General features: G+C 31.8%; 12 protein-coding genes and 2 pseudogenes. 8 read left to right on the forward strand and 6 right to left on the reverse strand.

Annotated features, from left to right (window positions below):
* Positions 1 to 213: 213 nt before the first annotated feature.
* On the forward strand, positions 214 to 498 hold the full coding sequence (locus ACIQXF_RS22505) for a VOC family protein (RefSeq protein WP_402787961.1): 285 nt from the start codon (positions 214 to 216) through the stop codon (positions 496 to 498).
* On the opposite strand, the pseudogene ACIQXF_RS22510 reads toward ACIQXF_RS22505, so the two are convergent.
* The 3 genes and pseudogenes from ACIQXF_RS22510 to ACIQXF_RS22520 all read right to left on the reverse strand — a co-directional run.
* A pseudogene (locus ACIQXF_RS22510) lies at positions 464 to 903 on the reverse strand (transposase); the annotation flags it as partial. The gene ACIQXF_RS22505 and the pseudogene ACIQXF_RS22510 sit on opposite strands and share 35 nt — an antisense overlap.
* Positions 904 to 1,015: 112 nt before the next feature.
* Complete coding sequence (locus tag ACIQXF_RS22515; protein ID WP_402780674.1) at positions 1,016 to 1,165, reverse strand: YjcZ family sporulation protein; 150 nt, start codon at positions 1,163 to 1,165, stop codon at positions 1,016 to 1,018.
* Positions 1,166 to 1,448: 283 nt separating this feature from the next.
* On the reverse strand, positions 1,449 to 2,033 hold the full coding sequence (locus ACIQXF_RS22520; protein WP_402787935.1) for a hypothetical protein: 585 nt from the start codon (positions 2,031 to 2,033) through the stop codon (positions 1,449 to 1,451).
* 120 nt (positions 2,034 to 2,153) lie between these two features.
* Here ACIQXF_RS22520 and ACIQXF_RS22525 point away from each other — a divergent pair, with 120 nt between their 5' ends.
* Positions 2,154 to 3,776: an ABC transporter substrate-binding protein gene (locus ACIQXF_RS22525; protein WP_402787938.1), complete on the forward strand. Its 1,623-nt coding sequence runs from the start codon at positions 2,154 to 2,156 to the stop codon at positions 3,774 to 3,776.
* Between the two features lie 475 nt (positions 3,777 to 4,251).
* Here the strand turns inward: ACIQXF_RS22525 and ACIQXF_RS22530 are convergent, their stop codons facing one another.
* A complete protein-coding gene (locus ACIQXF_RS22530) occupies positions 4,252 to 4,374 on the reverse strand; it encodes a hypothetical protein (protein ID WP_402787941.1) in 123 nt (40 codons plus the stop codon).
* A 986-nt stretch (positions 4,375 to 5,360) separates the two neighbouring features.
* On the opposite strand from ACIQXF_RS22530, the gene ACIQXF_RS22535 reads away from it, so the two are divergent.
* On the forward strand, positions 5,361 to 5,738 hold the full coding sequence (locus tag ACIQXF_RS22535) for a hypothetical protein (protein WP_402787943.1): 378 nt from the start codon (positions 5,361 to 5,363) through the stop codon (positions 5,736 to 5,738).
* A gap of 16 nt (positions 5,739 to 5,754) precedes the next feature.
* Positions 5,755 to 6,285, forward strand: coding sequence for a hypothetical protein (locus ACIQXF_RS22540; RefSeq protein WP_402787946.1), 531 nt, complete (start codon positions 5,755 to 5,757; stop codon positions 6,283 to 6,285).
* 94 nt (positions 6,286 to 6,379) lie between these two features.
* Here ACIQXF_RS22540 and ACIQXF_RS22545 read toward each other — a convergent pair whose 3' ends face one another.
* On the reverse strand, positions 6,380 to 7,027 hold the full coding sequence (locus tag ACIQXF_RS22545) for a pentapeptide repeat-containing protein (protein ID WP_402787949.1): 648 nt from the start codon (positions 7,025 to 7,027) through the stop codon (positions 6,380 to 6,382).
* 238 nt (positions 7,028 to 7,265) lie between these two features.
* Here ACIQXF_RS22545 and ACIQXF_RS22550 point away from each other — a divergent pair.
* The 4 genes and pseudogenes from ACIQXF_RS22550 (at position 7,266) to ACIQXF_RS22565 (ending at position 9,913) form a co-directional block, all read left to right on the forward strand.
* Positions 7,266 to 7,581 (forward strand): annotated as a pseudogene (locus tag ACIQXF_RS22550) (cytochrome C biogenesis protein).
* A gap of 142 nt (positions 7,582 to 7,723) precedes the next feature.
* Positions 7,724 to 7,876: a DUF3953 domain-containing protein gene (locus ACIQXF_RS22555; protein ID WP_402787964.1), complete on the forward strand. Its 153-nt coding sequence runs from the start codon at positions 7,724 to 7,726 to the stop codon at positions 7,874 to 7,876.
* A 432-nt stretch (positions 7,877 to 8,308) separates the two neighbouring features.
* Entirely contained in the window at positions 8,309 to 9,085 is a 777-nt protein-coding gene (locus ACIQXF_RS22560) for a putative immunity/bacteriocin fusion bifunctional protein (protein WP_402787952.1), read from the forward strand.
* Positions 9,086 to 9,607: 522 nt separating this feature from the next.
* Positions 9,608 to 9,913 (forward strand): hypothetical protein, encoded by a 306-nt coding sequence (locus ACIQXF_RS22565; RefSeq protein ID WP_402787955.1) that lies wholly within the window; start codon positions 9,608 to 9,610, stop codon positions 9,911 to 9,913.
* Between the two features lie 85 nt (positions 9,914 to 9,998).
* Here the strand turns inward: ACIQXF_RS22565 and ACIQXF_RS22570 are convergent, their stop codons facing one another.
* Entirely contained in the window at positions 9,999 to 10,745 is a 747-nt protein-coding gene (locus ACIQXF_RS22570; protein ID WP_402787958.1) for a MerR family transcriptional regulator, read from the reverse strand.
* Positions 10,746 to 11,751: the final 1,006 nt, after the last annotated feature.

Below are 11,751 nucleotides of genomic sequence, written 5' to 3' on the forward strand. Positions count from 1 at the left end.
CTAGAAAAGACTATGTAAAAACTGTGATAAAAAAATTTTTTATCACTCTTAAAAACGGGTCAAACCGTTGATATATCAACATTTATAGAGGGAGGGATAAGTTATGAACCCGTTTAGTCACATTGACCTTAGAGTAAATAAAATTTGCCATTCTATGAGGGTTTTTTTACCGCATTAGGCTTTTATCAAACATTCCATAGTGATAAGTGGAAGGTGTTTGCAGCCAATGGGAACCTTCCAAGTGTAGCCTATTTTGCCATCCCTGAGGATCCTTTGCATAAACCAAACGGCAATCTAGTTGGATTTTGGGTAGAAAATCGTGATGAAGTTGATAGACTTGCTACACTGATTAAAGAAATTGGCGGGAAAATTACCTCTGGACCTCAACAATTTCCCATTAGCCCTACTTACTATGCAGTTTATTTTGAAGATCCTTGTGGAAATCAATATGAAATAAGACACATGGATCAAGACCGGCAAATGCGACTAGTTTCTTAGGATGATTAAACCTTTCAATTTCCCCAATTTCAGATACAATCGTGGCAGCGATTTTTTCTCCGATACCGGGAATTGATCGGATAATCTTAGATTCTTCAATATTTTTTGATAAAGCATCTATCTCATTTTCAAGCATGGATAGATGTTTTTATATTCAAAGAGCATATTAATATACATATCTAAGCTTAGGGCAAGACTAGAATATAAAGCCTTCTGAAAAGGGTTTTGAGCTGCTGCAGTCATTAGCTTTTCAGCCTGTTTGTTTGCCCATTGTAAAGAACGAGAATTACAGAATTCTTTTATTTTAGTTGCTAATACTTCATTATTGGCTTTCAATATATCCTCTGAAGTAGGAAATGCATGTAGTATTTTCAAAGAAACATCCGAATATAAGTCTCCAAAAACATTGTAGTCTTTTATTTTCAATTCATTTATTCATTATAGTCTATAGAAACACTTTGAGGAAAGTAACTATAAAAGGGTCACCAGCTGGGAGGCGACCCTTAAATCGGAAATGTTAATATTCTCTATGCATGAAAGTAGCTCCGATAATAATTAGAAGTATAAATAGAACAACAATTAAGGCGAATTGTGAACCATTACCATAACCGCCACCGTAATAGCAGCCATTATTAATGCCACCAACATTTCCACCATAGTATCCCATAAAACACACCCCCTTTCTACAATATATAATATGTTAGCTGTAGAAAAGGAGTGGGGTGTTAAACCATTCAGCTATATAGGCATTAAAAAATTTATTTTGTGAGATAGGACAATAAAAAAGGGTCACTTGGGATAGGAGTGACCCTTAGTAAAAAGATTCGGAGGTGTAAGGCTAAATTAGCTTTACATTACTATTAATATGATGTGATAGCTATGTTTGTATAGTGAATTGCCTGTGAAATAGAATTAATAAAAAAAAGCCGCACCGTCGTCACACAATACATCTATTTTACTTTAGCTTTTAAACTGAAAATCAATCTTCCTATTGCCATACTTAAAACTAAAATGATAATCGAAATAATAAAGCCTATTGTCCAATTATCTGGACTATTCATTAACATGATTACGATGAGAACAATAACAGATGTTCCAAGTATAAATAAAGGTACTCTTAAACCTGGTTTGAAATTTTGTATGGCAATCATATCACTAGATAAAAAAATATTACTTATGGTTAAATAAGTTGCAGCTTCGACTAAATGAAATAAGGCAAAAGAATACAAAAAGAAAACAAGTATAGAAGTATTATAGTCAATCAATAACAACACAAGCGAAATGGGGATTCCGAATATCAAATTAACTATTATGCCAGCGATACCAACATGGAAGAACTGTTTGCTGTTTAATGATTCGGCCCTTTTTTCATGGATAGGCATGGGTGTTGAGAAAAATAAATAAAATGGCACCTGAACATAAAAAGGATTATCCTTACACTTATATTTTGCATAGACAATCCCATGTCCTACTTCATGTAACCAAATCACTAAATATAATGCACAATATCCTACTATAAAATATAAAAAAGTCATTCGTTCGCACTCTCTTTCTGTAATTTTTTCTCTATCCTTAAATTTAGTGTATAGTAGAAAAATAGGAACAAAAAGTGCCGTAAATTTTACTTATTATTCACCTTTTAGGAGATAAATATTATGCATTATGAGCTTGAACTATTTCTGTTTTTCTCTCCACATACACGCCAAAAAACATGCATTGAGGAATTAGCGCAAATTTGGCATTGTTCTAATCGCTATGCTAAAAAAATTATTCAAAAACTTCAGCAACAAAATATCATTAAATGGGAAACGTCGAGAGGTCGAGGGAAAAAACCATTTCTTACTCTATTAACAACAAAAAATGACTGTATTTCTGAAATATTTAAAAGTTATTGGCTTAAGGAAAAATTTGATGAAGCTTATACTTTACTTGGTGAACATCAAATGTTGAACGACCCAACAATACAATTGTGGCTGCAACAGCAATATGGGATTCAGCATAAACCGAATACAGACATCGTATTTCGCTATCCACTTTATCACGCTAATTTAACACTAAATCCATTGCTAGCTGACACAAATTATGATGCGCATTTTATAAAACAACTTCATGAGACACTATTTAAAGAAAATGAAATAACTGGTGAAGTAGAGGGGAATTTAGTATTTCATTACGAAACAAATGACCATAAAAATTGGCGAATTATACTACGTAAAGGTGTTTTCTTCCATGACTTAAAACCAGTTCTAGCTTCAGATGTGAAGGACTCGTTGGAACGAATTAAACCCATAGCAAAACCATATTTTGATCTGGAAAAAATTGAAATTATACATAACTATGAATTGCTTTTAACTTTGTCTAAACCTTTCGCTGTTTTACCTGAATTATTAACTTCATTTCGTACGGTCATTCTACAAAAAGGTAAACCAGATGGAATGATTGGATGTGGTCCATTTATGATAAAAGAACATTCGAAATATCGTGTGCAGTTAAAAACTTTCGAACGATATTTTTTACCAAGACCATATATTGATGGTGTAGATGTCTTGTTTTCTAATAAAAATATAGACTTAGGAATTTCTTATTGTCCTTATCCGAATCACATTGATCAAAAAGAAATAAGAGTACAAAATAAAGAACTAGATTATATTGTTTTCAATAATAAATCTGGACCTATGCAATGCCCAAAAATGCGTAGAATGGTATACGATCTAATTGATGACGAAGCTTTCTCTGAATTTGAAAAAAGAGAAGAAGCTAATATATCCAATGATTTAATTTTAAAAATTGATATCCCAATGATTACAATTGGTTATCAACAAGTTAACATAAAAACAAATCACTTTGAAAAAGCACTTATTCTCAAAAAGCAATTGGCCTCTTATGGAATTTCCAGTCGTTTACAATGTATGGATTTACAACAAATTGAAATTCTAGATGAGGCTATCGATTTATACATCGGCAGTATGACAACCGGAAAGCACAATGTCATTTCAATCTTAAATACATTTTTAACTAAACCTAAAGCAATCCTCTCCTTTGTAAATGAAGAATTTAAACATAAATTGCTGGTAAATTTACAACAAATTTTCACAAGACAGTCTCGTGAAGCTTACGAAAACATATTTAAACAAATTGAAAATGAATTGATAGAAATGCACTGTTTGAAATTTTTAACAAGTAAGTATTATCATTTATATATCCGAGAAGATGTCACATATAAAAATCTTGAATTTGATGAACATGGATTTATTAAATATCAAAAAATATATGTGTAATAAAGTTAAAAAATCTCTCTTTAGACAATTATAGCCCCAAAAAAATCCATTCACAATCGAAAGAAAGTGCGTCTCTTGATGAAATAGAAACGCACTTCTCACATACATTATTCGTCTTTTATCAATATAAAAACACCACTAAAAATTAAAATTGTACCTAGCAAAACGTCATTCCAATTGTTTCACCTAACAATAACAACGTACAGCTAACACTATCGAATTTGTACTATAATTTTATAAACCGTGTAAAACAATTGAAAAAGTGCTCAAACAATCGAGTTCCTGGTCTAAATTAAATGCTTTTATTTATCAACGAGTCTTTTTCTACGCAATATTATGCTACTTTTATTTCACTATTACGCCAAATGGGTCACTGGGCTGGAAGTGACCCTTAACTTAACATAGGTAGGTTAATACAAATTTGGATAATAGAGTGATTAAACCATCTCTATTATCCAGATATGAATAAAAGAAATCACTTATTTCTTTCAAGCTCCTCGATGCGTTTTTCTAATTTCTTGATCTTCATGTCATTAAGAAGGGCAACGACTAAAGCTGCAATAGCAAAGGTAAAAACTACGTAAGTAACACCATTCATTAAGACACCACCTAATTTTTGTTAACTAAATTATAACATAAAAAAGCCACAGCGTTCGCACACGCTACAACTCAGATTTGAACGAGAATCAATTTACATTTAATGTTTCATATCATTTACATAGTGAGGAAAAGGTAAACCAATAATACACATTAGCAAAATTTATAAATAATAAGTTTGCTTAAATATGAGATAGAAGAGAAGGATCTGTAGGGTGGTTGAAACATGAAGAACACTTAGTAGAAAAGGTATAAATGTAAGTACAAAAAGAGTCTTGGGATAAAAGATAATAAAATTGTAGGTTTTTGTAGAGCTTTTCAAATGGCATATTTAATGCTGCTATTTACGATGTTGTTGATTGCGAGTCAGAAGCAACTATTCGGAGACGAGACGATTGAAGGATATAGTAGGTTAATTTCTCTCTATTTGAGAAGACTAAGTATATTTTTTGTATATATTTCGTTGTTTTCTTGATATCAAAAAGTTACTCCTTTTGTATCATTTTGTAAGAATGATACCGTTATGGATGTTGGAATAAATTATTAACTTTATTATACATAATATCCAAATCAATGTATGATATATATAGAATGTGAGGTGTGTTGTATGTATTTCTCGGATATACAATTTTATATGTTGATATTTGCTATTATTATTGCGATTCTGAGCTTCATTAAAGTTTATCAAATAAAAAAAGAGTATTTGATTAAGCATAGGGAACTAGAACTGGAATTTGAAAGAATCGAATTAGAGAGACAAAAAATAAAAGTAGAAGATCTAAATGGCGAAGTCTAAGAGAGTTGCTAAATGAAGCTATGGGTGCCAGGGTTCGGTCTTTATATAGTGAGTATGAGGAAAATCTGTATGTTTTGAGGGGAAGATTAGAGGGCAGAACCTACCACTCTTTTAAAAAATTACTTAAATATGTAAATTGTTATGACGATACTAAATGTATAGCATTCAATGGAAATATTAGGAGTGGTGTAATGAATGTTCAATTGGGGAGTAGTAATTACTTTAGTACATTAAAAAAAGATGAATCTAATGGTTTATCTGAGGATTTGTTTTTTGGAAACAAAAAAAAGAAAGCAACATACGAAATAAAAAAAGAGAATGGTTATGTACGCCATATAGTAACGAAAGAGAATGGTGAAAAAGTAATTGTTAGAGAAGTGAAATTATCAAAGAAGGAAGAGAAAGAAGATTCTTCTGGTGACATAAAAGATATGATTACACAAAAATTAGCAACTCAAATGTTAAAATCATTCGATGACAGACAGAATCAGCAGAAATTTCTCAGCACTGGCGTAGCTGGTCAAAAAGAAAAAGAACAACAAATTTCAAAATACACAACGAATATATAATAATTGGAGGTACAAAATGCGATTTCCAACTATAAGTAGTGATGCTTTAAAATTATTAGGTGTTGAAAATAAAGTAACACCTATGTCAATGCCGAGTTTTTCAGGAATAAATGCGATGCCAACAAAATCAGCTCCAGCGATGAGTGAAGAAAAATATAAGGAAGCAATTATTGCACAAGCAAAAAAAGATTTTGAAAATGATAAATTTGGTGGGCATAATAATTCTTCTTATAGGACTTTAAAGAAGAGTTTTGTATCTGTAGTATCACCTGATCGTAAAGGCTCGATAGCACAAATGTTAAGGCAATTACCATTCAGGCAGCATGGAAATGTGAGCTATTTAGAGATAAAGGATGCTAGGGGGAATATTACTTCTACCTATTCACCCCATAATGGTTGGCATGCAATCGGTACACGAGAAGAACATATTCGTGAAAGTGAATTTAATGCGATTTATACAGAAGCCTGGCGCTCATTCAAAGCAGCAAGTCAAAATAATCAAAGTCATATCAGCACATCCGGCGGCTCCATTGATGTGTCAGTTTAATGGAGCTTTTAAAAGTCCCCTAGAATCTTTTCTAGGGGACTTTATGTAATAGTACTATTCTCCCGCTTCTGAACGTAGCGAATGTAGGGGTAGTTCAAGGTTTAACTATTAATCCCAATAAGGAAGCAAAGCCAACAGCCTGTTCGGTTGAAACTTCACAACCATGCAAACTTTCTAACGTTACATTTAGTCTTTCAAATTTACATGTACTAATATCAATTCCTTTTAATGAAGTTTGAGAGAAATCAACTTCATTAATATTACTTTCATAAAATCTCACCTTACTAAGTGAGCAATCATAATAGTTCGCACCTTGTAGAGAGGTGTTATCAAATAGTACATTTTTTAAACGAGTCTCTGAAAAATTGCACAAATTGGCAATACAATTTTCAAATGAAACGTTTCCTAAGGTAGCCTCAGATAAATTTAGCCCCAATAATTTGCAGTTTTTGAAAGTGACCCTATGAATTATACCTTCACTTAGGTTGGAATTAGATAAATCGCAGTTTTCAAAAATGACATCAGTCAAATCAATTTTTCTAAAAGAAACATCGATAAATGTTACATTTTTAAAAATAACTTTAGAGACAACTAATTTTTCAATCACCTCTTTATTTATAATTGTATTAGCAATCATACAATTTGATAAATAGGGTTCTTCTTCATAAAAAATATCTTGAAAATTTGCGTTTTCCAGATTTGAGAGAACTTTTGGTAATTCAATTTTGAAACTTTGTGACATAATAGCACACCCTTCAAATGTCGTTATTTATGATCTATATGTAAATCTAATTGAAAAGCATTCGAAATATAAGACTTTTATTTTCAGTTGTAGTATGTACTAATAAGGAAAATGAAATTGTTCAGCAGGTGAGATTTTGTTGTAATAATGCCCAGAGCTTCACTTTAAGATGAGTCTAAAATGCAAGCAAGTTTGTAATGTATAGTGTGGAGCCAAAAAAAAATTTTAGAGGTGTCAAATGGAAAGTAAATTTGTAAAAGTTGAAGTCTTATTGCCAGAGGAATATATTGAACAAGTAAGAAATGAGTTAAATAAATTAGGAGTTTTAACAGTCGGTAATTATGACCATGTCGTTTCTTACACTGTCACAAAGGGGTATTGGAGACCTCTTGGCTGTACCTTTTGATGGAGAAATAGGGGAAATTTCATTCGGAACTGAGTGTAAGATGGAATTTAGATGTCTATATTCAAAAATAGAAGCAGTCATAAATGTTATAAATATCATTCATCCGTATGAAGAACCTATTATAAATGTATTTCCTTTATTAAACTAGAGGGCACGTTGAACTTTGCTGGAAAAATAATAATATTTCAATAAAAGAGGAGAGGAAAGTTTTGCTGAAAATTTTACAAATTGTTTTTACAATCATAGTAATCTCTCTCTCAGCTTATGGGCTTATCACAAAGAATTACCAGATGACCTTTTTAAATACACTCTTTTTAGGACTATTTATGTTAATTTGGGGAATTAGAGAATTTCAACAAGAGCGAAAAGTTTTTGGATGGCTACTAATCGTGTTATTTTTATTTTCAGTATTTGTGTCAGTTCAAAGTTTCGTATTGCTCTAAAGTGAACAATCGACAATTAAAGATTTTCCACAGTAAACGAGTCTTATCCTTGATGGTAAGGCTTTTTATTGTGCTGTGAAAACTGCTTCAAACAGCCTACATAAAAATGGCGTTGTATATGGCGTGATATGGCGGGGGGATTAAAGTATGGGATGAAAACGCCAAATATGCATTGAGATTACCGTCAAAAAATGGCGTTGTATGTGGCGGAGAATGGCGTATTCAAGTAAATATCAGATAAAAAGTTGCGGGAATAAAAGAAAGACCGCCAAAAAATTGGCGTGAATTTTCCATTGAAACACTATTGTTGGAAATGATAGGATATTATTAACTCGAGGGAAAGAAATATGCTATAGCAGAGTCCTAGTTTTTTCTAATTTTTTATTTTGTAATTTTTGTATAAACAAAATTTATCATTATAAGGAGGAAATTATGAAAAAATTCATTGCTATTCTGTCGTTGGTAGTTTTCTTAGGGTTCAATTTATCTACTTCTAGTATTAATGTAAACGCACAAGATTCTAATCCTTTAGTCGATTCTTCTCAGACTGCCATTAGTAACTGTGAACCTTGTGGTAAAAAAACTGAAACACCTGAATCTACAGGTACAAAGCAAGAACAAGCGCAAGCTGTAAATGTAGTAGAAAAATCAGATAAATTCAAAAATACTTCACAAACAATTAAAGATAATAATGGTAAAGTTAAACTATTAGGAGTTAATGTAGTTGAGGGTAGAAAACAAGCAACTGTAGCTTACAAAGTTGAAAATGCTAATGACGGCTTATCAGTTATAACATATTTTGTTGATTTTAGTTCTCAAGAAGTACCATTAGAACAAAAGATGTTCGCTAATGAAGTAATAAAAGGCGAATTAGTGAATATTACTTGGACGATGAATGACGAAGATTTCCTTAACGTAAACATAAATAAAGACGGTATGATTGAAGAAGGAAACAATGAGTACACATTAGATCAATACCTAACAAAACATGAGGAAAGCTTAACAAAAAGAGCCGGAGAAATTTCAACTATGTCAGTTTGTAGTTGGGCTGTTGGATTATTATGTGCTGCAGGTACGTCTTGGGCTTGTTACGGCTTATGTGGTGTAGCTGCGATCGTTAATGTTCTTGGTGGGGCTGGTTGTGCAATCGCTTGCGGAATTATTTTCGGCGGTGGAGGATGTATCGCTGCTGTTGAAACAATTTGCTAATAAACAAAAGGGAGGGTGGTAATATTGTTTGATACTACATTGGAAATGGCCATAGTCCTTGCGCTATTAACAATCTCTATCACTCTTATGTTAATGTATCTAAGAGAAGTTCGGAAAAATAAAAAAGATGATTAAGATAGAAAAACGATTCGAGTATGATTACCGAATCGTTTTTCTATTAACATCAAAGATAAGGAGAGAACTATTATCTCCTCAATCATTCGTACTTATACAAACTTTGCATCGAAAAGTCCGATTTGAGCAATGTTCTGTGCTTAAAAATTTCGCTGTAATTTAAAGATAAATGGTTCTCGATAAATCATGGAATCTACATAAGTACCTGTTTTAGTTAGCATCAACCTGTATCTTCTGACGAGAAACAACATTTGCAATCAGATGATGAAGTAGACGAGCTTGTTTGCTAAAAAAATATTGTTTTTTCAACAAACGGAGTAAGCTTATATAACAAGAAAAAATCATGAAGTAATTGTAAAATAGCGGTAAATGGCAAGGTGGGATTATATGGATGAAAAGATTATTTTTATTATTATTTTGATTCCCATATATGGTTTGATAATTTGGTCTTATGTTAATCCTGAAGAAAGTATAATGTTTGGTAAAAGGTGGATGTACAAAGAACAACCAGCGTTATCTGATACAGTTATCCGTTATACTAAATTTACATCAATGGTAGCTATGATCGGATTACCTGTCGTTGTCATAAGTTTCATCTTTGATATTTTCATTCTTAAATTTTCGTTGGTCATAATTATTTTTGTAGGGATAGTTGGGGCTCTTAAAATACTTACAGATGAAAAAGATTCCTAGATTAACGAGAGGGTTATTCAATCAAATTTTTGTCATTATAGAAGGCGAGGAAGCAAAAAAATGCTCCTCGCATTTTTGTATAACATTAAAACTTAGCTAACAAATTAGATAATATTCTATTGAAATTTGTTCCGAATTTTGAATTTACTTGATTGATTACATTTTTATCGCTTCCATATAGATCAGACGTTATTTTTGCGAAGGCTTTAGGGTTACGGATATTGAATGTTTTTTCATGCAGTTTAATCCAATGACTAATAATGTGCATTTGCTTTACCTCATCATTTTCTAGTGCTAACTCTTTTAATAAAATATCATTTTGTTCCATAAACTTATCAAATTCATCTTTTGATAAGCTTGGTAGGTCTAGAAATTCCTTTTCCCCCCAAACTTCTTTTATGGAAGAATAATTTGTAAAGCTAAGTTGATTCGCAATTTGTTCTTTGTCTTTAACTTCAGAAGGCATTTTATTTGCCAATGCTTTTTTAAATACTTCAAAATCCATATCTTTTTCTCCTTTCAGAATCGAATCTATCAAGGTAATCATACTTTCAAGTCCTTCTTTCTTATGCATCAAGAGAGTACGTTGTCTAGATAGGTTTGTTTGATAATCAGAAGTAGGATCATTTAGTAATAACTTTATTTCTTTCAAAGAGAATCCCAATTCCTTATAGAGTAGAATTTGCTGTAGCTTAATTAGCGCCTCTGAATCATATTGACGATATCCTGATATCGTATGATTTGAAGGCTTCAAAAGATCAATCTTATCATAATATTGCAACGTTCTAACTGTTACACCGGTTAAATTCGAAATTTCTTTGATTGTTTTCACTAAGAATCACCCCTGATATCTAGAATATAAAGTATTACGTTACGTAGTAGTCAACTACAAAAAATAAATATATAGACATTTTATTTTAAATTAGTGAGAAGAGCGATTCAAATGAAGGCATTATCGAGTTGCTTCCTTTGCGAGAGTGGCATGTGTTAATGATATTTTATCGATGTCAAAAGGAATCTTTGATCTGAATGAAAGATGCTTCAAATCTTTTTCCATCGATTTCGTTGTTGTATAAATTTTGTATGGTACGCTACTTTTGAATGAAGAGATAGGGTCAAATACAAAAATCCCCTTCAGGTAAAATTAAAGGGGATAATATCAATCACTTTCGAGTCGGTCTTTTATAGCTATTCATGTATTACAATCAGCTTCTGTTTTTAGCTTTTTTCAGTTTCATCTTTTTTGTGTCTAAGTAGCAATGCCATGAATAAAAAACTTGCTACCCAAAAGGAAAAGAAAAAGTTTTCAAGCAAAGCCCAATTACCATTTCTGAAATAATTCCAAACTGTTGTAAATAAAAACAGTGTTACAAAGAAAGCGATATATAAGCATTTTCCGAATGTAGTCAATTAAAGCACCTCTAATACACAATTTATGTAAATTATAGTATAAAACATTGCATCACTCTTAAGCTGAGACGGTCAACCAACTCCGCAGCCTAAAAGTGTGTACAATACACTTTATATTAGTGTGTGTAAATTATGGTTACTTATACATTAAAAAAAGCCGCAGCGTTCTCACACGCTACAGCTCAGAATTGGTTCATGCCTTTTTATGGCTTTTATATCATAGGGAGCAAAACTATGTTAAAAGAGAAAACATACTAAATCGTTACCAGCTAGACAAGGCAATACGCATTTTTTCGCCAAGAATCACTTTTAATTATTTAACATACATAATTACACTAGCGTCGCATTAAAATAATTCAACACCTTATATAAAACTGAATTTTCTGCAATATTATTTAAGCACAAAAAAAGCCTTTATAATGGTTGGG

The sequence above is a fragment of the Lysinibacillus sp. NPDC097231 genome (genome assembly GCF_044761885.1).
Taxonomy (GTDB): domain Bacteria; phylum Bacillota; class Bacilli; order Bacillales_A; family Planococcaceae; genus Lysinibacillus.

What these genes read in the sequence shown, in the direction of transcription:
- ACIQXF_RS22530 (WP_402787941.1), bottom strand. Translation starts at nt 4,374, where the DNA reads ATGAATGGTGTTACTTACGTAGTTTTTACCTTTGCTATTGCAGCTTTA.
- ACIQXF_RS22545 (WP_402787949.1), bottom strand. Translation starts at nt 7,027, where the DNA reads ATGTCACAAAGTTTCAAAATTGAATTACCAAAAGTTCTCTCAAATCTG.
- ACIQXF_RS22560 (WP_402787952.1), top strand. Translation starts at nt 8,309, where the DNA reads ATGAAAAAATTCATTGCTATTCTGTCGTTGGTAGTTTTCTTAGGGTTC.
- ACIQXF_RS22565 (WP_402787955.1), top strand. Translation starts at nt 9,608, where the DNA reads ATGGATGAAAAGATTATTTTTATTATTATTTTGATTCCCATATATGGT.
- ACIQXF_RS22525 (WP_402787938.1), top strand. Translation starts at nt 2,154, where the DNA reads ATGCATTATGAGCTTGAACTATTTCTGTTTTTCTCTCCACATACACGC.
- ACIQXF_RS22555 (WP_402787964.1), top strand. Translation starts at nt 7,724, where the DNA reads ATGACCTTTTTAAATACACTCTTTTTAGGACTATTTATGTTAATTTGG.
- ACIQXF_RS22535 (WP_402787943.1), top strand. Translation starts at nt 5,361, where the DNA reads ATGAATGTTCAATTGGGGAGTAGTAATTACTTTAGTACATTAAAAAAA.
- ACIQXF_RS22515 (WP_402780674.1), bottom strand. Translation starts at nt 1,165, where the DNA reads ATGGGATACTATGGTGGAAATGTTGGTGGCATTAATAATGGCTGCTAT.
- ACIQXF_RS22520 (WP_402787935.1), bottom strand. Translation starts at nt 2,033, where the DNA reads ATGACTTTTTTATATTTTATAGTAGGATATTGTGCATTATATTTAGTG.
- ACIQXF_RS22540 (WP_402787946.1), top strand. Translation starts at nt 5,755, where the DNA reads ATGCGATTTCCAACTATAAGTAGTGATGCTTTAAAATTATTAGGTGTT.